This is a genomic window from Bacillus sp. V3B, assembly GCF_024494465.1.
Lineage (GTDB): Bacteria > Bacillota > Bacilli > Bacillales > Cytobacillaceae > Bacillus_BD.
The window spans coordinates 100,878-127,686 of the sequence record NZ_JAETXM010000005.1; the positions used below are offsets into that span (position 1 = coordinate 100,878).

A 26,809-nucleotide genomic window follows, 5' to 3' on the forward strand; every position below is an offset into this window, starting at 1 on the left:
TAGCTTTTGTTGTTTTTTATTGAGTATTCGTTTTAGATGTTCGATTAAGTAGCCAAATATAGAATAGAATTGAAATGAGTACAGAGACAGCAGATGATAAATAAACACTTTGATAGCCAAATAAATGACCAATTTGACCAAAGAATATGGCACCGAGACCAATACCAAGATCAAAGAAAGAAAAGTAGGTTGCGTTTGCCATTCCCCGTCTGTTTGCAGGTGTTTTTTCAACAGACCATGCTTGTAATGTGGGCTGAACAGCTCCAAAACCAAGACCATAGAGGATGGCGGCTATGTACAAAATACTGTTGTTCGGTAGCCATGCTAATAATAGCATCGCCACAAGGATGAAGGAAGCACCTGGAATAAAAATAGCACGATGTCCTTTTTTATCATAAAGTTTACCAGCAAATGTCCTCGTCAGCATAAGTGCAAGCGCGTACAAAAGGAAATACCATTGAATACCAGTCACTTCTTTTTCAACGGTATACAGAGGTAAGAAAGTAGCGATTCCCCCAAAGGTTACAGTAATAAACAAAATGAGCAAAGAGGGCTTAAGTGCACTTTTTTCATATAAATCCCATTTCTTTTTATCTGTTTTTTCCACAGGTGCTTCGACTTTTTTATATGTAATCAGAGAAGATAATAGAAGAGCAGCTAATCCAAGTGCAGCACTAATGAAGAACAGCTGAGGAAAGGTGATGATTCCGGCTAAAGTTAGACCGAGCGACGGACCAAAGGCAAGTGCTAGATTTCCAGATAGTCCATAATAACCTAGGCCTTCTCCACGTTTACGTACTGGAATTAAGTCAGTGGCAATTGTTCCTGAAGCAGTTGTTGACAGTCCCCAACCAACGCCTTGAATAATTCGCATCATAAACAAGAACATGATGCTCATGGCAAAAGCGTAGGATCCCACAGAGATCACAAAAATGGCGAGACCACTAAGGTAAACAAAGGCTCTTCCTTTTGATTCTAATGCATGCCCTGCATAGGGTCTGATAAGAAGGGATGAGAATGTAAATATTCCAACCACTATTCCGATTAATTGGTTATTTCCTCCTAGTTGCTCAACAAAGAGGGGGGATGGTCGGGAGAGTCATTTGAAAACCAAGAAAAATAAAAAAATTCGCAAAGCAAATTAACGTGAAATCTTTCGTCCAAATTTTATTAGAAGAAACAGAGGGATTTTCCTTTATTTTTGTGTTTTCCATTATGACTGAGTTTCTCCTCTCATGATTATGCTCGTTTCTATTGTATCTTATTTGTATAGAGGTAGCTATTGATAAAACTATACATTTTACTAAAAATGGTAATTTAATTGTTGCATATAAAGAAAGGGAGGGGTAGGAGTAAAACATTGTAGCAATGGAATCTGTTGTAGTAATCGTTTGATCGAAGTGTTAGAAATGTTTTGTGTTTAGCATAGACAAGAGCCCACGAACATTTCCCAAAAAAAGCATATGATTTATAGAAATAGAAAATAAATGAAATGAGGAGGGCATATTTTATGCATGATGGGATGCTAAGCAGACAATTCGGATATGGATTTGGAAGAAGACCATTCGGGTTCGGATTTGGAAGAAGACCATTTGGATTCGGTCCTGGCTTTGGTTTAGGCGGCTTAGGGTTTGGGTTGCCACTAGGTTTTTTAGGAGGATTAGCAGCAGGCGCATTAATTAGACCACCGTATTATCCACCATACCCTTATTACTACCCATATGGAGGTTATTATTACTAAACTGTATATAAAGAATAAAACAGAAATCCTCTCATTTTATTAGATGAGAGGATTTTAAAAGATTATGGTTTTATTCCCAATTTTCGTATACAATATCTCCGCCGGTTAGATCAATGGTATTTCTTTCTCCTTTATAAAGAAGTTTCCCATCTTCCTCAACAATAAAGTTTTCATATGTAAAAATGGTCTTTCCGGCCGGTAGTGTGATAATAACCTTGTCTCCAAGCTCTTTTTTTGGTGTTTCAATTCTGATTAAACTTTGTGAATAAAAATAAAGTCCGATTATGACTAAAAGTAAGACAAGAACAATATACATTGGCCAAAGTTTATAAAATGGATTTTTTTCATTTGTAGTTTGTTCTGATAGACTCATCTTTTCCTCCTTAATGGCTGAATCTCTATTAATCTATTTTTTACTAAACCGCTTCTATTCTCATCTATACGATATGCACGTAAATACGAAAAAATGACTGCTTTCTGGAAAAGGGTTGTCTATAGAGGGGGCGGATTGTCAATGAATATATGTTTTTTCAGAATGTAAACCATTAAATATAAGAAAGTATGAAAATTATAATCTTCCTTAAATTCATTCGTAAATAAGATATATCCTAACGGAAAATGGTTACGAAAAGGTGCCCCGACATTTTGATTAATACGGGTTTAGACATTCATTCGGAAAACAACAATCTATGCGAAAACAGCCATATAAAATGAAGAGCAGCCATTTCAGTTAATATCGATGCGATCAAAAAATCCGTGCTTGAATTAAATGAACTTGTGGATTCTAGGCTGTGAAGTCGGTCCGTTTATAATACGGACTCTAGAAGCTGTTCGACCTTCCTTCACTTCTACTAATGTTAGTATGTTTTTTTGCTATGTTAATGATGAATATTGATAAATTACCTTTGGTGTATACGATCTTGCGTTTCATTTCATTGAATAACTTAATGCTCGCGTATACTAAAAGCTTTTAAAGCAACAACACGATTATTTAATCTAGATTTTTTAAAAACATAGTGACCTTAGTTATTAAGTAATGTCCTAGACTTGGCTAATGAAATAACCTAAAATTGTGTATTTGTCTATCGCATAATGGGGTCATCCTGAATAGGATATAAGGAAATTAGAAAAGGAGGTTTTTTTCAATGTCAGCAGAACCAGCAGGATACGGGTGCGGTGGAGGCTTCGCTTTGTTAGTAGTATTGTTTATTTTATTAATCATCATCGGTGCTTCTTGGGGATACGGTGGGGCTGTTTATTAATTAAGTGAAATTGTGAATAAAGGAAAAGGAGGAGTTTATATGTACGGTTACCCATGTGGAGGATATGGATACGGTAGTGTTGCTGGCGTTGGTTACGGCGGTGGCTTCGCGTTAATTGTTGTTCTATTCATCCTGTTGATCATTGTTGGTGCAGCTTGTTTTAAATGGTAATTCCATTTATTAAAATAGGTGAAAAAGAAAGAGGTACTGCCTGTGCAGATACCTCTTTCTTTTCGGTTATTTTTCATATTTGAGAAATAGAGTGAGTTGGTTACAGATTTTCCGAACGAGAAAGCCCACTTCTTCAGATGTGTGAGTGTCAAAATTGGTAAAATTCCACTGTATTTTTGTATAGTCTTTTATAAACATCGTTAATAGATCTTTTTTTTATGTTAGCTATCACTTGAATGGATTGATGGATCATGGATGGATGTGTGAGTTTGTCTTGAAACGGTCCTTCAAATGGCCATGGTCCGTCTGTTTCGACCATTATCCTTTCAAGTGGGTATAGCGCAACAAGCTGTTGGATTTCTTTTTCATACAAGATATCAGGTGTAACAGAGATAAAGTAACCGTTATGAATCATCTGTGTGATTGTCTTTGAATCACCTTTAAACCAATGAAAATGAGCCTTTTCTACGGAGTGTTTTTCGAGTAAATCGCAAACAAGTGGTGCGTCGTCGTACACGGCATGCAGAATAATTGGTTTTTGCCACTTCTTCGCTAAGATAATAAATGTTTCGAGACGTTCAAGATACCCTTCTATTGGGAGAGGTTCTTTTTTTCGTAAATAATAAGGTAAACCGACTTCACCAACCGCAATCATCTCCTGCTCATGCACTGTGATCCAGTCAATCAATTCGGTAAAATTGTTGTCTGTAATGAATTCTTGCTCAGGGTGCCAGCCAAACGCGGGCTTTAGTTTGTTATATCGTTGTGCGAGCTCGAGATTCTGTCTACATGAAGCGAGATCAAAAGAAACACCGATAAGTGCTCTTACTGTTGAATCTGTATGTAAAATAGGCTCAATTTCTTCTTTTTTATAATGGTCTAGATGGATATGTGCATCAATAATTTTTCGCATGGTCGGTCACTTCCTCACTGAAGTTAGTGCATAATAGATTTTTTGTTTCCCGTCAAGAAATTCTTCCGTGTCTATGTTGACAAGTTTTTAGTAAGTGAATTATGTCTGAAGAGCTGAGTCATATAAATAGGTTAGAAAACGAGGCTAGCGGGGATATAGGCTATGTATTTTAGTTTCTATAGTTAATATATAAAAAACACCTAGGTAATATTTACCATGTGCATACTGAAACAACATCATAATTGTTCAGAATATGTTTCCTCCACTGGCATTAACGAGATCAGGTTCAAAGGGTCAGTGTCAGAACGGATACTTTCTGAACCGGGATACCCGGTTCCCCTACCTATTCTTACCTATTCGATTTACTCTATCCAATTATAATACATTTTAACTTTTTGAAAAGAATGAATTACTTTATGAGGGGTTTCTAAGGATACCAGCCGGTCGTTGGAAAGAAAAAAGGTGCTATATATATTATAAGTGGAAAAATAAACTAGATAATATATGGGAAATTTTGAGGTGTAGTGCGAACAATTGATCCATGATAGGGTAGTAATGGTAGAAGAAATGAGGAGGGGATAAGGTGAAGAAAGTAATTGTCTTAACAGCTCTGTTCGCGCTACTTCCGCTTCTATTGTTCCCTAAGGTAAACGTATTTGCTCAAACCCTTGAGCATGTTCAAATATATGGAGTTAAGCAGGAAGGTTCTTACTACGATATGGGCATGAAATTTGGTGTTTCAAAACTAGACTTAGAGAAAATGAGTCGTCAATCCTCAGTGCAGACAGGAGAAACACTCATAATTCCTGAAATAATTACAAGCTACAATATGGGTATGAAATTTGGTGTTTCAAAACTAGACTTAGAGAAAATGAGTCGTCAATCCTCAGTGCAGACAGGAGAAACACTCATAATTCCTGAAATAATTACAAGCTACAATATGGGTATGAAATTTGGCGCTTTAAAACTAGACTTAGAGAAAATGAGTCGTCAATCTTCAGTACAGACAGGAGAAAAGCCCATAATTCCTGAAACGATTACAAGCGAGGAGAAAGAATTGTTAGCTCGTCTTGTGACAGCGGAAGCAAAAGGTGAGCCATATGAAGGGAAAGTGGAGGTTGCGACAGTTGTGTTAAATCGAGTTGACCATGAACAATACCCAGATACAATTGAAGAAGTGATTTATGAAAAAAGACAATTCCAACCAGTCGACAATGGAACGATCAATAAACCAGCCGTAAAAGAGGCAGAAAAGGCTGTGAATGAAGCAATTGTATTAGAAATGGAAGGGGAGGGAAATGATTCATTAAATTTCTATAATCCCAAAATAGTAGACAGCAAGTGGCACCGATCGAAAACAGTAACTGCTAGAATCGGTGACCATGTATTTACAAAATAACTCCGTTTGGTAGCGGAGTTATTTTATATACAAAAATAATTTTTATTACATAAGGGATATGACTCACCTGTTGCTCTATATAAATGAAAGAAAGTAATTATTTAAGCCACCCCGTTTTATTCAATCATATCGACAGATTCTTTTTCTTTCCAAGCCTTGAACCGTTCTAATTCTGAGGAAATTTGTCTCACAGTAAAGCCAATGACGGCCACATCATCGAAAATCCCTAATCCGACAAGAAAGTCAGGTATTAAATCAACAGGGGAAACAAAATAAATAATCGTTGCAATCACCATGAGGATTGTTTTTTTCGAAATATCTTGATAATCCTTTTTGGACCATGCTTTCACAAGCTCAAATAATAATTGTAATTTATCCCATACTTCATCAAGAGACTTTTTTTTGTAATCAGCTTTATGCAAGGCTTTCTTTAATAAACTATTCATTTCTTCTGGATTTTCTACATAGCGTTTAGCTTTCCCCTCATATTTTTTATATCCCGTTTCATACTGTTCCTTACGAAATTTTTTCATGTGCTTCACTCCCTTTCTTTAGTATACATCACCAGAACGGGAGCATACAGTTATCATTTTGTTTGGGGATATCTGTTCTATTAGGAAAGAAATATGGAGGAATTTATTTCCTGATCATATTTTTTATTGCAAACAATTGTCTGTAGCGATAAGATTTGTTATGAGTGAAATTTGAATAGGATTAAAGTGAGGAAACGATATGTCGAAAAAATTTATAGAGGAAGTACAATCAAGACGTACTTTCGCCATTATATCCCATCCGGATGCTGGAAAGACAACCTTAACGGAAAAGCTACTGCTTTTCGGGGGAGCTATTCGTGATGCAGGTACGGTAAAAGGAAAGAAAACAGGAAAATATGCTACAAGTGATTGGATGGAAATCGAAAAGCAACGGGGAATATCTGTCACATCAAGTGTCATGCAGTTTGATTATGCTGGGGCTCGAGTGAATATTTTGGATACACCTGGGCACCAAGATTTTAGTGAAGATACGTATCGAACGTTAACGGCTGTTGATAGTGCTGTTATGATCATTGATTCAGCAAAAGGGATTGAAGCGCAAACTTTAAAACTGTTTAAAGTTTGCCGGTTAAGAGGGATTCCTATTTTTACATTTATTAATAAACTGGACCGTGATGGAAGACCTCCGCTTGAATTGTTGGCAGAGCTTGAAGAGGTCATGGGACTTGAATCCTATCCGATGAATTGGCCGATTGGAATGGGAAAAGAATTTCTCGGTATTTATGATCGTTTTAATAACCGGATTGAACAATTCCGTGTGGAAGAGTCAGATCGTTTTATATCGTTAAATGATGAAGGTGAAATTGAAGGAGATTCTCCGATTAAACAAAATACTTTGTACGATCAAACATTAGAAGAAGTGGAGCTCCTTAATGAAGCGGGTAATGAGTTTTCGAAAGAACGAATTGCAGATGGAATATTGACACCTGTATTTTTCGGGAGTGCTTTAGCCAACTTTGGTGTGCAAACGTTTTTGGAGACGTATCTGCAGTTTGCACCATCACCACAGCCGCGAGAGTCGAGCGTAGGAAAAGCCGATCCGTTATCAGAGAATTTTTCTGGGTTTATTTTTAAAATCCAAGCCAATATGAACCCTGCTCACCGTGATCGAATTGCCTTTTTACGTATTTGTTCAGGAGAATTTGAACGAGGGATGACGGTTACGAATCCACGAACAGGTAAACAAATAAAGCTTTCTCAATCTACTCAGTTTATGGCAGATGATCGTAGCACAGTGAATACAGCTGTAAGTGGGGACATCATTGGGCTTTATGATACGGGAACCTACCAGATTGGTGATACATTGGTATCTGGGAAGCCTTTATTTCAATATGAAAAATTGCCACAATTTACACCAGAGCTGTTTGTTCGAGTAACGGCGAAAAACGTTATGAAGCAAAAGCATTTTCATAAAGGGATCGGACAATTGGTTCAAGAAGGGGCTATTCAGTTATATAAAACGGTCAAATATGAAGAGTACTTGCTTGGAGCAGTTGGTCAACTTCAGTTTGAAGTATTTGAACATCGGATGAAAAATGAATATAATGTGGATGTATTATTAGAGGGTCAAGGTTCAAAGATTGCTCGTTGGGTTGAAAATGATGAAATCAATGAAAATTTGTCAAGCTCACGTAGCCTTCTTGTTACCGATCGTTTTGAGAATAAAGTCTTTTTGTTTGAAAATGATTTTGCTTTAAGATGGTTTCAAGATAAAAATCCTGATGTTAAGCTATATAATCCAATGGATGCAACAGAAAAATAAATAAATGATAAGAGGCAGACTCATAAGGTATATGACTCCCACAAAACAATTAATATCTAGGTGCTTAACAAATGATTGTAACTAGATATTAATTGTGGGGTTTAAACCTTTCTTTAAGGGTCTGCCTTTTTGTTATGGAAATCAATAGAAGTCATCTTATTCTATTTATTCTATTGACGTCATTATATAAAGATAATATATTAATAACATTGTTTAATGCATAAAAGTGTTTAAGCGAAAAAATATATTGGTATAAAGAAGCAAAACTTCATCCAAAGAATTTATCGCGTGTTTTGGAGGATGCTGGGGCACGGTAGTCAATCCTCTTGTTCCCTGGGGTGTTTGTGGAGTCTTTCTTACAGGTGTTTTAGGCGTTTCAACGATTGATTATTTTCCATTTGCCTTCTTTTGTTTAATATCTCCTATTTTAACGATCTTATTTGGAATCACAGGTTTAACAATTACAAGTGAATCGAAATCGGAATGAGTGGTTTGAGGGGAACCTTTTTTCAAAATAATCATATCTTGTTAACAAATGAATTGTTCGATCAAAGGGGAGTAGCTTTTAGGAGAGCCTAAAATAAAGTCGTCATTTCATGGATGTATTTCCATCGGCTTTGTTGGCATGTGATGCTTTGCAAGACCTTTGCCTAGTGGCAAAGGTCTATTTGTTTTTTTGTTCTTTGATTACCATGAATTACTATATTGCCATCTCGGTCAATATCGAACAATAATAATTGGAGGCGATATAGGTGGAGATGAGTATGTTATTAGAATATGGTTGGGTATTATTAGTATTAGTTGGTTTAGAAGGTATTTTGGCAGCTGATAACGCTGTTGTCATGGCTGTCATGGTTAAGCATTTGCCGGCTGAACAGCGAAGAAAAGCATTGTTTTATGGATTGCTTGGAGCATTTGTATTCCGCTTTGCCACTCTTTTTATGATTTCTTATTTAGCTGATGTTTGGCAGGTACAAGCAATAGGAGCCTTATACTTATTATTCATTGCTTTTCATAATTTATATGGTAAATTTAGCGGTAAGGAGAAGGAACATAAAGTAAAGGGGAAGAGAACCTCCTCGTTTTGGATGACGGTCTTAAAAGTAGAGCTGGCTGATATTGCCTTTGCGATTGATTCTATGTTAGCAGCAGTAGCCCTTGCTGTAACGTTAGAGCCGACAGGTTGGTTTACCGTTGGTGGAATTGATGGAGGTCAATTCATCGTGATGTTTTTAGGCGGAATTATCGGCTTGGTGATTATGCGTTTTGCTGCCACTTGGTTTGTTACGTTACTCCATGCAAGACCTACACTTGAGACAGCTGCATTTCTTATCGTCGGCTGGGTTGGGGTAAAGCTTGCTGTTTTTACACTAGCGCATCCAGATGTTGGGATTCTTAATCATCATTTTCCTGAATCGACAGGATGGAAACTCGTTTTTTGGATCGTCTTAATTTTCATTGCAGTTGGAGGTTATGTTCTTTCAGGAAAAAAAGGGAATAAACCGATCATAGAAAATTAAATGATGTTCATTTTCGGTGCTCAGTGACATCGAAAATGGACTTGTTTTTATAAATACTTAAAAAAAAGTCCGGAAAACCGGACCTTTTTCCATTTAATATGTGATTTTACAGTTGATTTTTTCCTGATAATTGTGTTTGTGCTTGTTGAACTAATCGTTTAGTAATTTCTCCACCAACGGATCCATTTGCACGAGAAACGGTATCTGAACCTAAATGAACACCAAATTCTCCAGCAATTTCATATTTCACTTGATCAAGATATTGTTCAATTCCAGGAACGAGTAGTTTATTACTGCTTCTAGACATCTATTCCAACTCCTATAAAATAATTTTTACAACCAGAGTAAATTTTCTCTGTACAAGTATTATGAGTAGTTTATGAAATTTCATGAATGGTAATGTTTATCGGGAATGGTATTTCTATAATAAGAACGTTTTGAATGATAATCACTGTTCACCTCTAACAATCGTCTTGTATTTTTCTTCTGTTTTTTACAGAAAAGTAATAAACCGAAAAAAATTTTCGGTAAATTTCCTTATATTCTTTAAAAAATAGGTAATATTCATTAAGATAGGATTAGCGAGTTGGGAAAGGAATTACAGTATGTGGCATAAGCTAAAACTTAAACTAGATAATATAACCCCTGCACAAGCGATTATTTCTTTTTATTTTATAGCAGTGACTGTGTCGGTGTTATTACTTCGAATCCCTGCTGTTCATCAGGAGGGTATTGAAGTCTCATTATTAGATACTATCTTTACTGCGATTAGTTCTGTAAGTGTGACAGGTTTGACTGTCCTGAATATATCGGAGACATATAGTACCTTCGGTATATTTGTTCTTATGTTTGTTTTCCAATTTGGGGGCATAGGGGTCATGTCACTCGGGACTTTTGTTTGGCTTTTAATTGGGAAGAAAATTGGGTTGCGGGGAAGAAAGTTGATTATGGTTGACCATAATCAGTCAAATTTAGCTGGACTTGTGGCTCTTATTCGGGAAATTTTAAAGATCATTTTATTGATTGAATTCTTTGGGACACTTATTCTTGGTTTTCATTTTTTACAATACTACCCAACTACAGGTGAAGCCTTTTTGCATGGGGTATTTGCCTCTATAAGTGCAACGACAAATGCCGGTCTAGATATTACAGGGGCGTCACTGGAGCCATATGCAAATGATTATTTTGTTCAATTCATTACTATTATTTTATTGACCCTTGGTGCGATTGGTTTTCCTGTATTGATTGAACTGAAAAACTATCTTTTTCATAAGGAAGCTTTTTCACTTCCATTTCGTTTTTCACTGTTCACCAAGTTAACAACAATCACATTTGTAGCACTCCTTTTCTTTGGAACCTTATTTATTATTTTGTTGGAATTCCAGCATTATTTTAAAGGGATGGTTTGGCATAAAGCCTTTTTCTATGCCTTTTTTCAATCGGCGACAACGAGAAGTGGGGGGTTGGCAACAATGGATGTTAGTGAATTTACCGATCCAACGCTTCTTTTTATCAGTTTACTCATGTTTATTGGTGCTTCACCGAGCTCTGTCGGTGGAGGAATTCGAACAACTACTTTAGCACTTAATATGTTGTTTTTATTTCATTTTGCTCGTGGAAAGCGTAATATTAAGATTTTTAGAAGAGAAATACATGAGGATGATATCACAAAGGCTCTTGCGGTTACGCTACTCGCCATTTTTCTTTGTTTTACATCGATTATTATTCTTTCGATTACAGAGCAACACTCGATTATAGAAATCATCTTTGAAGTATGTTCAGCATTTGGAACAACGGGTTTGTCCATGGGGATTACACCCGACTTATCTACATTTGGAAAATGGACTATTATGATTCTTATGTTTATCGGCCGAATTGGAGTCGTGTCATTTTTATTATTAATTCGGGGAAAAGAACAAGATGTGAATTATCATTATCCGAAAGAACGAATTATCATTGGTTAAAGAGGGACTCTCCTTACCATTCATTTTTGTATATTTCATCTATCAAGTGGAGATGCCTAGCAGTGACAAGGCACCTCCATTTTTTTTATTAGTCTGTTCCCTTGTTGCCAACATTTTTAGTAGGATGCATAAAGAGGCCAGACTGTGGTAGTTTGGTGTTTTCAAGTAGTTCATTATTTTCTGCAGTATTCCAACCGATGTCATTAGTTGGATGGACCCATTCACTGCCGGACATGACGGTTGGATCTGTCTTCTCGCTCCAACTTTCTAATGGAGATTCTTTAGATGTATAATGACTGTCACCAATGGTTACCCCAAATGAATTGACAAATGGAGGTTTCATTTGTATTTCAGTTCCTTTAAAACTAGGAGCGTTTATTTGATGAGGCAATGTCTCATCAATGTCAATTCTTTTGTTTCTTTTCATTGTGCTCATCCCTTTTTAGTTTATTTTCTACTATCACTCATCGTTTATTTACTGAAAAAAAAGGAAGTAGAAGTGTTGAATGAAATCTTTCTAAGTGTAGAAAATATGTTTGTACTGAACTAAAGGGAGGAATTAAAAATGACAAAAAGAAAAGCAGAATTTGATGCGGCTGAAAAGCATACAAAAACACCGAAAAAAAATATTCAAGAAACAGAGTTTTCAGCTGAATTTAGTCATGGTGAAAACCCACTTAAAGGGGCTAACCGTAATTCAAAACAAGGTCGGGAGGGAAGAAGCTAAATATGAAAAAATCAGCTGAAAAACAAAATAAAAAAACGTCTGAAAATGTTGAATTTGGAATGGAGTTTGGCGACTTGAATGCAAGTAAGCTTTATGAAGTTCCATTTATGACGAAAGAGAAGTCAAGTGAAAAAAAGAAATAATCATCATAAGAATGGCCCCTCTAACTTAGATGTTGGAGGGGCCATTCTTACAGGGTCATCCGATTTCATTGGGGATTTGAACAGCACTTTGTTTGATTGAAATAAGTGTGGGCTTATCATGTGTTTGATCAAAATAAATCAAAAGAAGAGTAGGTTCACAAACGACTTCATTGCTAATGAAATAGTGTTCAACAGCAAATGATAGAGGTTCTAACAATGTGTGCTTAAATAAATCCTTTTCACTTAGTTCGAGACCTCCAAGAACAGAAGGATTCTGAAGGATCGCTTGATAATAGCTAGAACGTTCGTTTTTTGATAAAGTAGGTTCCCACCATGGTTTTCTTGGTTTATATTTTTGTTTAGCAAGATAATCAACCTTCATCAAATCTTTAACGATATCAAGATTTTTGATGTTGGCAATATGGAGAAAATCATCTAGTCTTCTAAACAAGTCCTCTAATTGATGTCCAATCCTTGACCAACCTTGTGTTTCCCAGTAACTACCGAAATCCTGAAAGAAATCAAATGGTGATGGGAAAACGTTTGTAACAAGGTATTCGATTGTATGATCCATACGATGGTCATTCCAGTATTTCTCTAATACATCTTCCACTTGTTTAATTCGAATAATGTCATCAAAAGACAGAACGCGATTCCCTAGAATTTCGTAGGGGGGATGGTCACTGTAGATGTATTCATGTTCCTCTGCCCGAGCTCTTAAGCCTGTTCCACGTAGCATTTTTAAGAAACCAAGCTGTAATTCCTCTGGACGGAAAGCAAATACATCGTTAAACGTTTTTTTGAATGACTGATAATCCTCTTCCGGTAGACCTGCGATCAAATCGAGATGTTGATCGATTTTTTCTCCTTCTTTCACCATCATGACTGTCCTTGTTAGCTTTTCAAAATTTTGCTTTCTCATTACAAGCTCATTGGTGTAGTCATTTGTAGACTGGATACCAATTTCAAAACGAAATAAACCAGGAGGGGCTTCTTGATTTAAAAAATCAATAACCTCTGGACGCATAATATCAGCTGTAATTTCGAATTGAAAGACAGTACCAGGCAGATGCTCATCAATTAAAAAGCGGAACATGTCCATCGCATAGCTTCTACTAATATTGAACGTACGATCGACAAACTTTAATGTCTTCGCCCCATTCTTCATCAAATAGCGGATATCTTCTTTTATTTTTTCTCGATCAAAATAGCGAACCCCTACTTCAATAGATGATAAGCAAAATTGACAGCTAAAGGGACAACCACGGCTTGTCTCAATATAGGTGATGCGTTTACCAAGTTGGGACATATCTTCGGTAAATCTGTACGGTGATGGAATTTCACGTAATTCAAGCTTGTGGAGAGGATGGTTAATACGAATATCTCCATTTTGTCTGTATGCTATTCCATGCAGGTTGTCAAAATCTTTATCACCTTCTAGTTCACGTAATAGCGCCTTAAATGGTGCTTCTCCTTCGCCAATAACGAGAAAATCAAAATCCTTCTCTTTCATCATCCAATCATGGACATCATAGGAAACTTCAGGGCCTCCAATGATAATGGTAATGGAAGGATCAATTTTTTTTATTATCTGAATCACTTTAGTAGTTTCTTCGATATTCCAAATATAACTGCTAAATCCAATTACACCGGGTTTCTTTTGGATTAGATCGGTCACGATATTTGTGACTGGATCTTTAATCGTATATTCCGCTAGTTCAACGTCATATTCTGGCTGAGCGTAGGCCTTTAAATAACGGATTGCTAAATTCGTATGGATATACTTTGCATTCAATGTGGCACAAATAATCTTCATTAATCTAAACTCCTTCAGGAAAAATAAAAATGCTCTAGACCCATTGTATATGAAAAATCATGAAAAACGAAATGGAGGAAAGGATTCAATGTAAAAAGTCTATTTGAAAGTAAAAAAATCATTTAATAGTTAACATTTTACAATTTTAGAATAAAAAGTATTTTATTGGTAAAAATTTTATTCGTCATTCTATGACAAAAAAATAGAAAAAATGACATTTTTTTCATCTGTTATACAATAAAATTTTAATTGTTATATAATAAAAAGTCCCTTTTTACTTACTGAATAAAGAGTATTTTCAAAAAAAAAAAACTGTTTCATAATAATTTTTGCATTGTTTTATTCACATTTTCGAAAAATGTGTTATATTAAAATAAAGTGAGAATAGAAAGTTAACTTCCTTAATTAAGTAAGTGTATTCGAAATCAAGTTCCTAAACATAAATTGGAAAATTGTTTTTGAGTAACCGTGCTCAGCACGGTCGTATATATTTTTGTTTTAAGGTTGAATTATGTACTTTCATTTGTCTCATTGGAGGGGAGAATTATTATGTCAATTTTACCAAAAAAGAATGATTTAGGTTTTTTTGAAATCCGCTTAGAATCAATCGGAGGATTGGGAGCGAATTTAGCCGGGAAATTACTTTCCGAAGCTGGTGTAGTTGGAAGTGGTCTAAATGGGCTTAGCTTTTCATCTTATGGCTCAGAGAAAAAAGGTTCACCTGTAAAAGGGAATATTCGTTTCTGTGACCCTTACACAAATATTCGTGATACAACTCCTGTTGAGCGTCCTCATGTAGTAGCGATATTCCATGATGCGCTTTTTAAAACTCAAGACTGTACTAGCGGTATTTATCCAGATAGTACGGCTTTAGTTAACTCTAAGAAAACTCCAGATGAGCTAAAAGAGTTAGCGAAAATTGATGGCGGTACCGTAGCCGTTGTAGATGCTACACAAATTGCTCTGGAAGAAAAAACAAAAGTAAATACAGCTATGCTGGGAGCAATTTTTAGAATTCTTGATTTCTTAGATGCAGACTCAATGAGAGATACAATCCGTCGCACTTTTGAAAAGAAATATCCTCATTTAGTAGAATCAAATATTCGTACATTTGACCGCGGTTACAATGAAGTTGAATTTAAAACATTTGAAGTGAGTTCAGACGGAGCTGTCAAGCCATTTGTTCGCCATGAGCCAACTCTTGGATATGAAACACAACCAATCGGTGGTCTAGTTGTAGATCCTGGAAATAGTATTTTCAAAGATTTAAGTATTTCACGTTCTGGGGAACTTCCTCATTTTAATGATGATACATGTATCAATTGTGCTCAATGTGACACAGCCTGCCCTGACTTTTGCTTTGTTTGGGAAGAACAGCCGGACAAAAAAGGCCGTCCGCAAATGTTCCTTAAAGGAATTGATTATCAATACTGTAAAGGCTGTTTAAAATGTGTACATGCCTGTCCGACAGATGCATTATCTAGTGCTGCTGAAACGAATGACGGATATGCTGACGCCAACCGTGTACCACATTTATTCGAACTAGTAAAATAATTGATAGAGAAGGGTGAATACGTATATGTCTAAAGAGATTATCATAGATAAAGAAAAAGCAGGTCTATCAGAAGGATCTGTTGATCAAGCGATTGTATTTGAATCTGGAAATGAAATGGCAGCATATGCTGCCCATCAAATAAACTACCATATCATGGGTTATTATCCAATTTCTCCTTCAACAGAGGTTGCTCAGTTCCTTGATGGAATGAAAGCAAGAGGACAACATGATATTAAATTAATCGCTGCTGACGGTGAGCACGGATCTGCAGGGATCTGTTATGGTGCGGCTACAGGTGGCGGACGTGTGTTCAACGCAACAAGTGCGAATGGTTTCTTATATATGCTTGAACAATTACCTGTTCAATCTGGAACTCGTATGCCTATGGTATTAAATCTAGTAAACCGTTCTGTTTCAGGACCATTAAATATTCATGGTGATCATTCTGATTTATATTTTGCATTAAATATCGGCTGGCCGATATTAATGGCGCGTGATCCACAAGTTGCTTATGATATGAACATTATGGCTATTAAACTAGCAGAAGATCCTGAAGTTCGCTTACCAGTTATTGTATCTTACGATGGATACTTTACATCTCACCAAAAGAGACGTGTACAAGTAATTAAAGATAATAAAGAAGTTCAAAAGTTTATCGGTGAAGTTCCAACAAACTTCCCACATGCTTTAGACCGTGACAATCCAGTATCAATTGGTGCTTATATGAATGAGCCTGATACAATTAATAACCGTTATCAACAATCTGAAGCAATGTATAACGCAGAGAAAGTATTCGAAAGAATTGCAAAAGAATACGCAGAATTAACTGGTCGTGAATATCCGATCCTTGACCTATATAAAATGGAAGACGCTGAAGTTGCCGTATTCATGTTAAACTCAGCTACAGAAGTGTGTAAGGATGTTGTTGATCAATTACGTGCGAAAGGTATTAAAGCAGGGGTTATTTCTCCAAATATTCTTCGTCCTTTCCCGCAAAAACAAATTGCTGAAGCATTAAAAAATGTAAAAGCTATTACAGTGGGTGACCGTGGAGATTCATATGGAGCCCATGGCGGTAACATGGCACTTGAAGTAAGAGCAGCACTACAAACTTACGGAAACAATGAAATAAAAGTTGTTAACCGTGTTTATGGTTTAGGCGGAAAAGACTTCTATGCTGATGATGCAGAACAGTTTTTCCAATTAGCAATCGATGCTGTTGAAGCTGATAAAGTAGAAGTACCATTTGATTATTTTGGTCACACTCCTGGTAATCCAGAATTAGCACCACAACGTCGTGTAGAACCATTGAAAAAAGAAGATTTACGTACAGGTCTTATTACCGTTACTCCTAATGAAGAAACAGGTAAATTAAAAGTTAAGATTCCTCCACTAAGAGCCTTAACGAAAAAACCAAAACGTATTGCTTCAGGACACGGCGCATGCCCTGGCTGTGGTATTTTCTCTGGATTAGAGACATTCTTTAAAGGAATTGAAGGCGATATTGTTGCGTTATTCCATACTGGTTGTGGGATGATTGTAACAACAGGATATCCTTACAGTTCACATAAACAAACTTATATCCATAACCTATTCCAAAACGGTGCAGCTACATTATCTGGACTTGTAGAAATGTTCTATGAAAGACAACGCCGTGGTGAATTTAAGGAGCTTGGATTAAGCGATGATTTTACATTTGTTATGATAACTGGTGACGGTGGTATGGATATTGGTATGGGGCCTGCAATCGGTACAGCTTTACGTAACCACAAAATGATTATCGTTGAGTATGATAATGAAGGTTACATGAATACAGGAAGCCAATTATCTTATTCAACTCCACTAGGACATATGACAAGTACTTCTGCTGTAGGAAAATATCAAGCAGGTAAAGCGTTCCACCATAAGGATACAGCTCAAATTATGGCTGCAACAAATATTTCATATATATTCACAGGTTCAGAAGCATACCCACAAGATCTTGTGAAAAAAGCTGCGAAAGCACAATGGTATGCAAATAACGTAGGTATGGTATATGGAAAAATCTTAATCGCATGTCCATTGAACTGGAAATCAGATGAAACATTAGGACAAGAGATTGTAGATGCTGCCGTTACTTCTTGTTTCTTCCCTCTTTATGAAGTGGAAAATGGTGTTACAACCATCACTTATAATCCAGAGGAGAAGAAAAAACGCATTGAAGTTAGCGAATGGTTAAAACACATGGGTAAATCAAAACACATGTTAAAAGAAGAAAATAAAGCCATGCTTGAAGAGTTCGAACATGAAATCGAACGCCGTTGGAATCAACTTAAAGCAAAACATGAAAGTCCGTTTTTATAATAGAAGCTATTGAAAAGAAAAATCGAGGTTCCCTTGTGGGAATCTCGATTTTTTAATAGGCTTCCTATTGTTGTAAGATCTAGGAGGAGGGTAAAAGTTTATGATTAACTGTTTATATACGAAATTTGACACCCCCTAATTGGGGATATTTACATCGTTTCGTACCAGCAACATATTATCGCTGTACGTTAAAGAAGGAAACGAAGCAATACTGGCTAATTTTGAAGCAGAAATCCAAAGAAGATGGGAAACTCTAAAAGCAAAACATGCAAATCTACTTCTATAATAATGTTCTAACTGTTAGATAAAAATAAAAAAGCCGAGATTCCATTTATGATGGGATTCTCGACTTTTTTCATGTATAGGGAACGTAGAGATCAGTTGTATTAGTTGTCTGCATCTAGCACAAGCATCTAGCCCCTCGGGTCATAAGCCAAACGATCTTCTGTGTGATCTGGCTTTTATGACCCGAGGGGCTGAGTGTGACGCCTATGCTTTTGTTCTAATGTTAGAATATAACCTCTATTTTTGGCCAAACGACCATTTGTTTTATTTTTCTGTCGCCTTTTTGTTCCTGAGTTCTGTGAAAAAGTAATTGATATTGGTAGATTAATTGATCCAGTTCTTGACTGCATTTGATCGTATCATCATTTGCTAGCCCTTTTTTGTGTACTAAATCTATCATGTTCTCTCTCTTTTTTTGAATTTCAGCTAATATGGTTTTATTTGTATAAGGCAACAAAAATTCCCCCTGATTCTACCTTTTCTCTTAATCGTTACTAGAATAACTCCCCTTTTTGAATTATGACAACAATTCATATTAAAGTAAATAGAATCGCAATATTAGACATTATTTTCACTAGTAAAACCTTTCGACACGAGTTGACTTACTCTGCAAGTTTTTTATCAGAAGGCAGTAGAAAGGCAAGCACACCTAAGAGAGGTAAGCAACCTGTGAATGTGAGCGTAGTAAGGAGTCCAAAGTGGTCGGCCATCACACCTAAAGCAATTGAACCAATTGCCCCCATTCCAAAAGCCAACCCAACGGTTAAACCAGCCATTGTGCCGATTTTTCCAGGTACTAATTCCTGTGCATACACAACAGTAACGGAAAAGCTGGACATTAAAATAAACCCCGTTATTAATAATAAAATAAACGCCATGGACGATGGCACATGTGGCATTAAGATAGAAAGTGGAGCTGATCCAAGTATGGAAGCAATGATCATATTACGTTTTCCGAAGCGATCGGCTAATGGTCCACCAAAGAATGTACCGAGAGCACCTGCTATTAAGAAGGCAAACAAAAACATTTGTGCCTGTTGAATGGTCATAGAATATTGCTCAATTGTAAAAAAAGCATAGTAGTTCGTGATACCGGCTACGTACCAAGATCGTGCAAAAATTAAAAATAGGATGAGCACAAGTGAAAAAAGAATAGCTCTAGAGATTGGTTTGGTTTTATCTGAGAAATGATGCGCATTTGCTGTCTCTTGTATTTGAATTTCTTTTAATTTACTAGAGTACCAAAGGGCAATATAGAACAGTAGGCCTACAGCAACTGCTGCAACGATGGTAAACCAAGCAGCACCAATTTGACCGAGTGGTACAAGAATCAAAGCAGTGATAAGGGGTGCTAAAGCCTGACCTGAGTTTCCTCCTACTTGGTAAATGGATTGTGCTAATCCTCTTCTTGAACCGGCTGCCATATAAGCAACTCTTGAGCCTTCTGGGTGAAAGATGGCTGAACCGAGTCCGATAAATAGAACGGCAATAAGGACAAAACTATAGTTTGGTGCAAAGGCTAACCCAAGTACTCCTATTAAAGTTGAGGTCATGCCAATTGGTAGTGCATAGGGCATTGGCTTTTTATCTGACAGTGCACCAATAAATGGTTGCATAACAGAGGAAATGATATTTAACGCAAAAGCAATGAAACCCAGTTGAGTGAAGGATAACCCCATTGACTTTCCTAACACTGGAAACATAGCGGGGATTACAGCCTGAATCGAATCATTTAATAAATGACATAGTCCCATAATCACTAATATTTTATAAGTTGTTTTTTGCTGACTTTGTATTGATTCATGTGCAGTTACTGCTGTGTGACTCATTTTCATTCCTCCTGAAAAAATAATACGTGGCTAGTCTGAAGAGTTAGCGATCCTATATTTAGATAAATCCATTATTGAACTTCATTCATCATTTTACAAGAGATTCAACTTGCACTTTTAGTGTTTTCTGAATTTTTATAGAAGTATATGTCCTATAAGATGGGGAGAAAGAATGGATAAGAGAGATGTTCGTTTTAGTTAAAAAGGATGGAAGAAGGAATAAAAAGAAAAGTCCTTAAAGGAAAGGTGTCAGACATCACAATACAATAATAGCTAGTACAATCAAGTTGAACAGGATTGTACTAGCTATTATTGTAATTTTGTAAATGTCAGATACCTTGTTATATTCATTGTGATGGAGTAGAAACAGGCAGGGATATAGTAAAGGTTGTCCCTTTGTTCACTTTGCTTGAAATATGAATGTGTCCTCCAAATGAATCAATAATTCTTTTGCAGATCACAAGTCCAAGACCTGTCCCGGTTTCCTTTGAAGTATAGAATGATTTAAAGATTTTTTTCTTTTCTTTAGGTGAGATGCCAATACCTGTATCTGAGATTGAAAGATGGCATTCATTGGATACTTGTTTAAGCTCAACAATCAAATTTCCTTTAGAATTCATTGATTCAATCGCATTCTTGGTTATATTCAAAATAACTTGTTTCATTTGATCCTTCGAGCACAGTACGTACATTGGATGTTTAGGTAAAATAAATTCGCTTTGATGGTGATTTCGATCTGCCTCATATTGGATAAGAGGGATCAGTTCAGTAAGGACCATTCTTACATCAACGGTATCTATTTTTACTGCTGTTGGTTTTCCAAGAACTAAAAACTCACTCACAATTTCATTGATTCGATTGATTTCTTGATCAATAACGGAAAAGTAAGTTTGGTCTTTTTCAGATGTATACTTCTCATTTAATAACTGAACAAGACCTTTAATACCTGTCAAGGGATTTCGAATTTCATGAGCAATACTGGCTGCAAATGTACCAACCAATTCCAACTTTTGCACTTCATTTTGTTTTTTTTCACGTGCCGATTGCCTACGTAAGCGATAATAATGGACCAGTAAATAAATAATATGGCATAAAAATAGCGTTAATATACCGATTTTGACTTGTTCCCAACGGAGTTGATGTTGATTGGCTTCACGAAGTGAAACATGAATCTTCCAGGGGATTCTATTAATCGGAAGAGAGTAATAATTCTCCTGTTCTTTTATCTTTTCACTATGATTGATTTGCATGATCATTTCATCATTCGCATTTGTGATGACAATGTGTTCTTCTGGCATCATCATTTTTAATATATTTTGTATGTAATCCACATTTAAATAAGCTATAATGATAAAAAGAAAGTTTTGTTCTTCATCTAAGACAGGTCTAGCCAGTCCAATAACACGTTGGCCATTTATCAATGTTTCTATTTCATTCGAAATAATTATGTCTTTCATATGAATGACTTCTTGAATATATTTTTGTTTGGAGAAATGGGTCTCGTTTATCACACCAGTTCCAGTCAGTACATTTCCCGAGGTATCTAATAAATACATCCCACCATAACGATGGTCAGATTCATTTGCTTTGAGCAGTATAGGTTCCATTTTTTCAAGTGTATCCTGAATGGTTACAGCAGTCATGGAGAGCGTTTCTATTATGGTAACGGAGTTTCCAATAAGATTATCCCAATGGTCCTCATGAAAAGAAGCAATCCACTCTGCGCGCCTTGCTCGTTCTACCGTATCTTGTTTAGAGATCTCTGATGAAAAATAAGATACGATAATAATGGCAGGTAGTATGACAATCATGATGTATAAGTAAATATAATGCTTAAAATTTTTCATAAGTAGTAGTCTCCAACATTTATACTAACTGTAGTATAGCATAATTAAAAAGGTACTTATTATCGTCAGGCGTAAAAAGTGTAACATCGGTTAATTATAGAGAAATTGACTTAAGTTGTACATTTTTTTATAATAAGAATTTAATAGAGAATTGCTATTTTCTATAAGGTGAACATAAATCAATGAAAACAGTACTAAAGTGTAATATAATATGAGTAAAAGGATATGGTTTATATATGGAATCTGAACTGAATGATCAATCATTAAAATTATTTATTGTTTTATCTCGTGCTTATAGGGCAATGAATGAGCATGTAAATAAACGAATTCAACGTTATGGGCTTAACCCGACAGAATTTGCGGTATTAGAGTTACTTTATCATAAAGGAGATCAGCCGTTACAGCAAATTGGCGGTAAAATTTTATTAGCAAGTGGAAGTATGACTTACGTGATTGATAAACTTGAGAAGAAGGAATATATCACTAGAGTCGCATGTGCAGAGGATAGAAGGGTTACATTTGCACAAATTACGCAAAAAGGGAAAAAGTTAATTGAGCAAGTTTTTCCTTCACATCAAAATGAAATTGAAAGGATCATGTCTGTTCTTTCAGATGAAGAGAAGGATACAGCCATTGAACTTTTGAAAAGAATTGGTTTATCTGTTAAGGAATATTAGTCTATCTATAGATATCTCTACTTTTAACAGTAAATATCGAACAAAACTACAAGTTCTTTCATATTTTTGTAGCCCTTTCTTAGTGAAGGCGAAATATATGAAAGAACTTGTTTTTTCTTTTGTAGGAAAAAAGTGTTATTGTAAAATGGAGCAGTAAAGATGAAGTCAGGGGTGAGAAAATGAAATTTCAAGACTATACATATGTACGTCCACAATTGACCGAAATAAAAAAGCATTTTGAAACAGCACTAGACACTTTTCAAAAGGCTTCTAGCGTAGAGATGCAAAGTGAAGCGATGAAAGAATTGGCAAAAATTCAAAATGATATTGGTACAATGGAAAATCTCTGTTATATCCGACATTCGGTTGATACGAATGATGCATTCTACAAAGCAGAACAAGAATATATGGATGATGTCCAACCAGAGATCGATCAGTATGTAACAGACTATTATCAGGCACTCGTTAAGTCTCCTTTTCGAAGGGAGTTGGAAGAAAAGTGGGGAAATCAATTATTTGCTTTAGCGGAAGCTCAGTTAAAGGTGTTTTCTCCTGAAATTGTCCCCCTTTTACAAAAGGAAAATAAACTGTCTACGGAATATACAAAGTTGATTGCCTCTGCGAAAATCATGTTTGAGGGGGAAGAAAGGACGTTAGCACAATTAGGGCCCTATATGGAATCGGTGGATCGTAACGTTCGGAAAGAAGCAAATGAAGCACGATTTGCTTTCATGGCCGAGCATGAAGATGAATTAGACCGAATTTATGATGAACTTGTCAGAGTGAGGACAGAAATTGCTCATCGACTTGGATTTAAAAATTTTGTTGAGCTTGCTTATTATCGTATGAACCGAACGGACTATAATGCCAAAATGGTGGCAGCATTTCGTGAACAAGTAAAAGAATCAATTGTTCCTATGGCAACGAAATTAAAGGCGCGCCAAGCTGAGCGAATTGGTGTCGAGAATTTGAAGTATTATGATGAAGGTTTTATTTTCAAAACAGGTAATGCTACACCGAAAGGAAGCCCTGAATGGATTATTGAAAATGGGCAAAAAATGTATAATGAGCTCTCAAAAGAGACGGGTGAATTTTTTACATATATGAGAGAGAATAAGCTGATGGATCTTGTCGCTAAAAAGGGGAAAGCAGGTGGAGGATATTGCACGTTTATCGAAAACTATAAGTCCCCCTTTATCTTTTCTAATTTTAATGAGACATCAGGAGATATCGATGTGCTAACCCATGAAGCGGGTCATGCTTTTCAAGTATATTCGAGTGGCCATTTTGAACTACCCGAATATTATTGGCCTACGTATGAAGCGGCAGAAATTCATTCAATGAGTATGGAGTTTTTTACATGGCCATGGATGGAATTATTCTTTAAGGAAGATACGGAGAAGTATCAGTTTGCCCATTTAAGTGAAGCGTTGCTTTTTCTTCCTTATGGAGTGTCTGTCGATGAATTCCAACATTGGGTATATGAGAATCCAACGGCTACACCAAGAGAGCGGAAACAAGCATGGAGAAAGATTGAGCAGAAATATCAGCCACATAAAGACTATGATGGGAATGAATATTTGGAAAACGGTGGTTATTGGCAGCGTCAAGCTCATATTTATAATTCACCATTCTATTATATTGATTACACACTTGCACAAATATGTGCGTTTCAGTTCTGGAAGCGGTCAAGAGAAGATCATCAAAAAGCGTGGCATGATTATGTTCAGCTTTGTAAACTAGGGGGAAGTTTGCCTTTCACAGGGCTTGTCCAAGTCGCAAATCTCATTTCGCCCTTTGAAGAAGGCTGTGTAGATTCGGTCATTGGAGAAATTGAAAACTGGCTAAACTCAATCGACGATAAAAGCTTATAATTATGGTGTCAGGCACCATAAAAATATATTTGTTTATGTACGATATACAGTAAAAGGAAAGGAGTCGCTATTTTTGGTAGCGACTCCTTTATTGTCTCATGGTTATCTTTTATGAATGACTATTTTTTGATCTTTTAGTTCAGCTTTAAGCTCGCCTGTTTGCCCATTTTCAAGAATATGGTCGGCAATTTTATCTTCTAATTGTTCTTGGATCACCCGTCTTAGTGGGCGTGCACCAAAGGTTCGGTTATAACCAAGCTCAACCAACTTTTCCTTTACTTCATTTGAAACCGTTAAACTAAATTGTTGTTCATGTAAGTTTTCGTTCAATTCTGCCAGCATTAAATCCACAATTTGTAGTAAATGTGTTTTTTCTAATGCTTTAAATTCAATAATAGAATCAAATCGGTTGAGAAATTCTGGTTTGAAATATTGTCCTAGTGATTGTAAAATGCTAGATTCTTTCATCGTATTATTTTTTTCAAACCCTACTTCGATTCTTCGCTCACCAACACCAGCATTACTCGTCATAATAATGACGGATTCTTTAAAGTTTACCGTCCTGCCTTGACTGTCTGTTAATCGACCGTCTTCAAGGATTTGCAGGAACATATGAAGGACATCTGGATGAGCTTTCTCAATTTCATCAAGTAAAATAATGCTGTAAGGGTTGTGGCGAATTCTCTCTGTAAGCTGCCCAGCCTCTTCATGTCCAACGTATCCTGGAGGGGAGCCGATGATTTTTGCGACACTATGTTTTTCCATATATTCACTCATATCAAGTCGAATCATAGAATCTTTCGTACCAAATAATTCTTCAGCCAGTGTTTTTGATAATTCCGTTTTTCCGACACCAGTCGGACCAACAAATAGGAAGGATCCAATTGGACGGTGTTTGGACTTTAAGCCAGCGCGACTACGACGAATCGCTTTCGCTACTTTTTCAACAGCTTCATGCTGACCAATTACTTTAGATGTAAGGTTTTTTTCTAAATCCTTCATCTTTAATTGTTCATCATCATGTAATTTTCCGACTGGAATTCCTGTTTTCTTTTCAATAATTTCTTGGATATGTGCGATATGAACAATTGGACGTTCAGTTGCTTCAGCTGTATTTAAGGATTTTTCAAGTTTGACTTCTTCTTCACGTAACTTAGCAGCTTTTTCATATTCTTCTGCTTTTAAAACGGTGTCTTTCTCCACCGCAATCTCTTTTAAACGTTTTTCAATTTCCTTGGTTGATGTATAGCTGGAAGATAGATTTATTTTGGAACCAGCTTCATCAAGTAAGTCAATAGCTTTATCAGGTAAAAAGCGATCTTGAATATAGCGATGTGATAATGTTACACAAGCCTTTAATGCTTCATCTGTATAGTTTACCTCATGGAAAGCCTCGTATTTGGACTGAAGTCCTTTTAGAATGTCTAAGGCTTCTTCTTCAGAGGGTTCCGCGACTTGTATAGGCTGAAAGCGACGTTCAAGGGCTGCATCCTTTTCGATAGCTCGATATTCTCTTAATGTTGTTGCCCCGACTACTTGCAACTCACCACGCGCAAGGGCAGGTTTTAAAATATTCCCAGCATCCATTGAACCTTCTGCTGAGCCTGCCCCGACAAGTAAATGGATCTCATCCACAAATAGAATAATATTTTTGCGTTTCTGTAAATCGCTGATTAATTGTTTCATTCGTTCTTCAAATTGACCACGAATGCCTGTGTTAGCTACTAATGAAGCAACATCTAACAAATAAACTTGTTTGTTTATCAGTTTATTTGGAACAGTACCTTCCTCAATTTTCAATGCAAGACCTTCGGCAATAGCTGTTTTCCCTACACCAGGTTCTCCAATTAAAACAGGATTATTTTTATTGCGACGGTTTAAAATTTCAATGACACGAGCAATTTCTTCATCACGACCAATGACAGGATCGATTAGACCTGTTTTTGCCATCTGATTTAAATTACGCCCGAATTGATCAAGAAACCCATTTGGAGAGCTGTGATTTGGGTTTACTTGTTGTATTGGATCATGATCATTATTTTGTTGGTTTTGCATACTTTTGAATAGATCGTCAATCGGCAGTTGATTGACGCCAGAAAATCCTTTGAATTGATTAAAGTTAGGTCCAAAATTAGAAGCTATTTTTTGTTTTTGCGACTCAAAGCAAGTTTGACAAAGGTGTAATTGTGTTTCTTTTCCGTTTAATACCATTCTCATATTGACATTTGCACTTCTTTGTTGACAAATTTGACAGATCATAACCATTCCCCCTTCAATGTTATTAATTTGACTTTGACTTTCTTTGATCTTCTATATTCTGATTATACTCTGACCTTTTTTGACTTTCAAGTATTTTACACTAGAAATTTAAGGTATTTTGTCTACTATATAGTAACAAATGTCTTTTTTTAGTGTCTGATACTGGTT

Annotated in this window: 23 protein-coding genes, 2 pseudogenes and 2 riboswitches; of the genes and pseudogenes, 14 read left to right on the top strand and 11 right to left on the bottom strand. The window is 36.2% G+C overall.

What is annotated here, in order from left to right; translation table 11 throughout:
* Positions 1-16: 16 nt before the first annotated feature.
* Positions 17-1,214, bottom strand: a pseudogene (locus tag JMM81_RS08855) (MFS transporter).
* Positions 1,215-1,510: 296 nt separating this feature from the next.
* On the opposite strand from JMM81_RS08855, the gene JMM81_RS08860 reads away from it, so the two are divergent.
* Positions 1,511-1,741 (top strand): spore coat protein, encoded by a 231-nt coding sequence (locus JMM81_RS08860; protein ID WP_256241200.1) that lies wholly within the window; start codon positions 1,511-1,513, stop codon positions 1,739-1,741.
* Positions 1,742-1,811: 70 nt separating this feature from the next.
* On the opposite strand, the gene JMM81_RS08865 is transcribed toward JMM81_RS08860, so the two are convergent.
* On the bottom strand, positions 1,812-2,114 hold the full coding sequence (locus tag JMM81_RS08865) for a hypothetical protein (RefSeq protein ID WP_256241201.1): 303 nt from the start codon (positions 2,112-2,114) through the stop codon (positions 1,812-1,814).
* Positions 2,115-2,886: 772 nt separating this feature from the next.
* Here JMM81_RS08865 and JMM81_RS08870 point away from each other — a divergent pair.
* Together JMM81_RS08870 and JMM81_RS08875 are read left to right on the top strand one after the other, a co-directional pair.
* On the top strand, positions 2,887-3,003 hold the full coding sequence (locus JMM81_RS08870) for a YjcZ family sporulation protein (RefSeq protein WP_256241202.1): 117 nt from the start codon (positions 2,887-2,889) through the stop codon (positions 3,001-3,003).
* 39 nt (positions 3,004-3,042) lie between these two features.
* Complete coding sequence (locus tag JMM81_RS08875; RefSeq protein WP_256241203.1) at positions 3,043-3,174, top strand: YjcZ family sporulation protein; 132 nt, start codon at positions 3,043-3,045, stop codon at positions 3,172-3,174.
* A gap of 148 nt (positions 3,175-3,322) precedes the next feature.
* Here the strand turns inward: JMM81_RS08875 and JMM81_RS08880 are convergent, their stop codons facing one another.
* Positions 3,323-4,087, bottom strand: a complete 765-nt coding sequence (locus JMM81_RS08880) for a TatD family hydrolase (protein ID WP_256241204.1) — start codon at positions 4,085-4,087, stop codon at positions 3,323-3,325.
* 240 nt (positions 4,088-4,327) lie between these two features.
* Positions 4,328-4,438, bottom strand: a riboswitch (TPP riboswitch).
* Between the two features lie 232 nt (positions 4,439-4,670).
* Between JMM81_RS08880 and JMM81_RS08885 the strand changes: the two genes are divergently transcribed.
* A complete protein-coding gene (locus tag JMM81_RS08885) occupies positions 4,671-5,486 on the top strand; it encodes a cell wall hydrolase (RefSeq protein WP_256241205.1) in 816 nt (271 codons plus the stop codon).
* Positions 5,487-5,602: 116 nt separating this feature from the next.
* On the opposite strand, the gene JMM81_RS08890 is transcribed toward JMM81_RS08885, so the two are convergent.
* On the bottom strand, positions 5,603-6,019 hold the full coding sequence (locus tag JMM81_RS08890; protein WP_256241206.1) for a YkvA family protein: 417 nt from the start codon (positions 6,017-6,019) through the stop codon (positions 5,603-5,605).
* Between the two features lie 199 nt (positions 6,020-6,218).
* On the opposite strand from JMM81_RS08890, the gene JMM81_RS08895 reads away from it, so the two are divergent.
* The 3 genes and pseudogenes from JMM81_RS08895 to JMM81_RS08905 all read left to right on the top strand — a co-directional run bounded on the left by JMM81_RS08895 (position 6,219) and on the right by JMM81_RS08905 (position 9,322).
* Positions 6,219-7,802 (top strand): peptide chain release factor 3, encoded by a 1,584-nt coding sequence (locus tag JMM81_RS08895; protein ID WP_256241207.1) that lies wholly within the window; start codon positions 6,219-6,221, stop codon positions 7,800-7,802.
* A 251-nt stretch (positions 7,803-8,053) separates the two neighbouring features.
* Positions 8,054-8,289: pseudogene (locus tag JMM81_RS08900) on the top strand (Na+/H+ antiporter NhaC family protein); the annotation flags it as partial.
* 54 nt (positions 8,290-8,343) lie between these two features.
* Positions 8,344-8,498: riboswitch (yybP-ykoY riboswitch) on the top strand.
* Between the two features lie 56 nt (positions 8,499-8,554).
* Entirely contained in the window at positions 8,555-9,322 is a 768-nt protein-coding gene (locus JMM81_RS08905; RefSeq protein WP_256241208.1) for a TerC family protein, read from the top strand.
* A 106-nt stretch (positions 9,323-9,428) separates the two neighbouring features.
* Here the strand turns inward: JMM81_RS08905 and JMM81_RS08910 are convergent, their stop codons facing one another.
* Positions 9,429-9,629, bottom strand: coding sequence for an alpha/beta-type small acid-soluble spore protein (locus JMM81_RS08910; protein WP_256241210.1), 201 nt, complete (start codon positions 9,627-9,629; stop codon positions 9,429-9,431).
* Between the two features lie 298 nt (positions 9,630-9,927).
* Between JMM81_RS08910 and JMM81_RS08915 the strand changes: the two genes are divergently transcribed.
* On the top strand, positions 9,928-11,286 hold the full coding sequence (locus tag JMM81_RS08915) for a TrkH family potassium uptake protein (protein WP_256241212.1): 1,359 nt from the start codon (positions 9,928-9,930) through the stop codon (positions 11,284-11,286).
* A gap of 88 nt (positions 11,287-11,374) precedes the next feature.
* Here the strand turns inward: JMM81_RS08915 and JMM81_RS08920 are convergent, their stop codons facing one another.
* On the bottom strand, positions 11,375-11,713 hold the full coding sequence (locus tag JMM81_RS08920; RefSeq protein ID WP_375162363.1) for a DUF3905 domain-containing protein: 339 nt from the start codon (positions 11,711-11,713) through the stop codon (positions 11,375-11,377).
* 138 nt (positions 11,714-11,851) lie between these two features.
* Between JMM81_RS08920 and JMM81_RS08925 the strand changes: the two genes are divergently transcribed.
* Together JMM81_RS08925 and JMM81_RS08930 are read left to right on the top strand one after the other, a co-directional pair.
* Positions 11,852-12,013 carry a hypothetical protein gene (locus tag JMM81_RS08925; RefSeq protein ID WP_256241214.1) on the top strand — a complete coding sequence of 54 codons (162 nt, stop codon included), beginning with the start codon at positions 11,852-11,854 and terminating at the stop codon, positions 12,011-12,013.
* A 2-nt stretch (positions 12,014-12,015) separates the two neighbouring features.
* Positions 12,016-12,156: a hypothetical protein gene (locus JMM81_RS08930; RefSeq protein WP_256241215.1), complete on the top strand. Its 141-nt coding sequence runs from the start codon at positions 12,016-12,018 to the stop codon at positions 12,154-12,156.
* Between the two features lie 55 nt (positions 12,157-12,211).
* On the opposite strand, the gene JMM81_RS08935 is transcribed toward JMM81_RS08930, so the two are convergent.
* Complete coding sequence (locus JMM81_RS08935; protein WP_256241216.1) at positions 12,212-13,972, bottom strand: B12-binding domain-containing radical SAM protein; 1,761 nt, start codon at positions 13,970-13,972, stop codon at positions 12,212-12,214.
* 549 nt (positions 13,973-14,521) lie between these two features.
* Between JMM81_RS08935 and JMM81_RS08940 the strand changes: the two genes are divergently transcribed.
* Both JMM81_RS08940 and JMM81_RS08945 read left to right on the top strand, forming a co-directional pair.
* Entirely contained in the window at positions 14,522-15,526 is a 1,005-nt protein-coding gene (locus tag JMM81_RS08940; RefSeq protein ID WP_256241218.1) for a 2-oxoacid:acceptor oxidoreductase family protein, read from the top strand.
* Between the two features lie 25 nt (positions 15,527-15,551).
* Entirely contained in the window at positions 15,552-17,870 is a 2,319-nt protein-coding gene (locus JMM81_RS08945) for a thiamine pyrophosphate-dependent enzyme (protein ID WP_256241219.1), read from the top strand.
* 508 nt (positions 17,871-18,378) lie between these two features.
* On the opposite strand, the gene JMM81_RS08950 is transcribed toward JMM81_RS08945, so the two are convergent.
* The 3 genes from JMM81_RS08950 to JMM81_RS08960 form a co-directional block, all read right to left on the bottom strand.
* Entirely contained in the window at positions 18,379-18,609 is a 231-nt protein-coding gene (locus JMM81_RS08950) for an aspartyl-phosphate phosphatase Spo0E family protein (RefSeq protein ID WP_256241220.1), read from the bottom strand.
* A 148-nt stretch (positions 18,610-18,757) separates the two neighbouring features.
* Entirely contained in the window at positions 18,758-19,984 is a 1,227-nt protein-coding gene (locus tag JMM81_RS08955; protein WP_256241221.1) for an MFS transporter, read from the bottom strand.
* Between the two features lie 347 nt (positions 19,985-20,331).
* On the bottom strand, positions 20,332-21,831 hold the full coding sequence (locus JMM81_RS08960) for a PAS domain-containing sensor histidine kinase (protein ID WP_256241222.1): 1,500 nt from the start codon (positions 21,829-21,831) through the stop codon (positions 20,332-20,334).
* A 236-nt stretch (positions 21,832-22,067) separates the two neighbouring features.
* Between JMM81_RS08960 and JMM81_RS08965 the strand changes: the two genes are divergently transcribed.
* Complete coding sequence (locus JMM81_RS08965; protein WP_305367763.1) at positions 22,068-22,508, top strand: MarR family winged helix-turn-helix transcriptional regulator; 441 nt, start codon at positions 22,068-22,070, stop codon at positions 22,506-22,508.
* A gap of 179 nt (positions 22,509-22,687) precedes the next feature.
* A complete protein-coding gene (locus tag JMM81_RS08970) occupies positions 22,688-24,382 on the top strand; it encodes a M3 family oligoendopeptidase (protein WP_256241223.1) in 1,695 nt (564 codons plus the stop codon).
* Positions 24,383-24,484: 102 nt separating this feature from the next.
* On the opposite strand, the gene JMM81_RS08975 is transcribed toward JMM81_RS08970, so the two are convergent.
* Positions 24,485-26,641: an ATP-dependent Clp protease ATP-binding subunit gene (locus JMM81_RS08975; RefSeq protein WP_256241224.1), complete on the bottom strand. Its 2,157-nt coding sequence runs from the start codon at positions 26,639-26,641 to the stop codon at positions 24,485-24,487.
* Positions 26,642-26,809 lie beyond the last annotated feature (168 nt).

What these genes read in the sequence shown, in the direction of transcription:
- JMM81_RS08880 (WP_256241204.1), bottom strand. Translation starts at nt 4,087, where the DNA reads ATGCGAAAAATTATTGATGCACATATCCATCTAGACCATTATAAAAAA.
- JMM81_RS08960 (WP_256241222.1), bottom strand. Translation starts at nt 21,831, where the DNA reads ATGAAAAATTTTAAGCATTATATTTACTTATACATCATGATTGTCATA.
- JMM81_RS08920 (WP_375162363.1), bottom strand. Translation starts at nt 11,713, where the DNA reads ATGAAAAGAAACAAAAGAATTGACATTGATGAGACATTGCCTCATCAA.
- JMM81_RS08925 (WP_256241214.1), top strand. Translation starts at nt 11,852, where the DNA reads ATGACAAAAAGAAAAGCAGAATTTGATGCGGCTGAAAAGCATACAAAA.
- JMM81_RS08935 (WP_256241216.1), bottom strand. Translation starts at nt 13,972, where the DNA reads ATGAAGATTATTTGTGCCACATTGAATGCAAAGTATATCCATACGAAT.
- JMM81_RS08910 (WP_256241210.1), bottom strand. Translation starts at nt 9,629, where the DNA reads ATGTCTAGAAGCAGTAATAAACTACTCGTTCCTGGAATTGAACAATAT.
- JMM81_RS08890 (WP_256241206.1), bottom strand. Translation starts at nt 6,019, where the DNA reads ATGAAAAAATTTCGTAAGGAACAGTATGAAACGGGATATAAAAAATAT.
- JMM81_RS08940 (WP_256241218.1), top strand. Translation starts at nt 14,522, where the DNA reads ATGTCAATTTTACCAAAAAAGAATGATTTAGGTTTTTTTGAAATCCGC.
- JMM81_RS08870 (WP_256241202.1), top strand. Translation starts at nt 2,887, where the DNA reads ATGTCAGCAGAACCAGCAGGATACGGGTGCGGTGGAGGCTTCGCTTTG.
- JMM81_RS08970 (WP_256241223.1), top strand. Translation starts at nt 22,688, where the DNA reads ATGAAATTTCAAGACTATACATATGTACGTCCACAATTGACCGAAATA.
- JMM81_RS08860 (WP_256241200.1), top strand. Translation starts at nt 1,511, where the DNA reads ATGCATGATGGGATGCTAAGCAGACAATTCGGATATGGATTTGGAAGA.
- JMM81_RS08915 (WP_256241212.1), top strand. Translation starts at nt 9,928, where the DNA reads ATGTGGCATAAGCTAAAACTTAAACTAGATAATATAACCCCTGCACAA.
- JMM81_RS08965 (WP_305367763.1), top strand. Translation starts at nt 22,068, where the DNA reads ATGGAATCTGAACTGAATGATCAATCATTAAAATTATTTATTGTTTTA.
- JMM81_RS08975 (WP_256241224.1), bottom strand. Translation starts at nt 26,641, where the DNA reads ATGATCTGTCAAATTTGTCAACAAAGAAGTGCAAATGTCAATATGAGA.
- JMM81_RS08945 (WP_256241219.1), top strand. Translation starts at nt 15,552, where the DNA reads ATGTCTAAAGAGATTATCATAGATAAAGAAAAAGCAGGTCTATCAGAA.
- JMM81_RS08930 (WP_256241215.1), top strand. Translation starts at nt 12,016, where the DNA reads ATGAAAAAATCAGCTGAAAAACAAAATAAAAAAACGTCTGAAAATGTT.
- JMM81_RS08865 (WP_256241201.1), bottom strand. Translation starts at nt 2,114, where the DNA reads ATGAGTCTATCAGAACAAACTACAAATGAAAAAAATCCATTTTATAAA.
- JMM81_RS08895 (WP_256241207.1), top strand. Translation starts at nt 6,219, where the DNA reads ATGTCGAAAAAATTTATAGAGGAAGTACAATCAAGACGTACTTTCGCC.
- JMM81_RS08955 (WP_256241221.1), bottom strand. Translation starts at nt 19,984, where the DNA reads ATGAGTCACACAGCAGTAACTGCACATGAATCAATACAAAGTCAGCAA.
- JMM81_RS08875 (WP_256241203.1), top strand. Translation starts at nt 3,043, where the DNA reads ATGTACGGTTACCCATGTGGAGGATATGGATACGGTAGTGTTGCTGGC.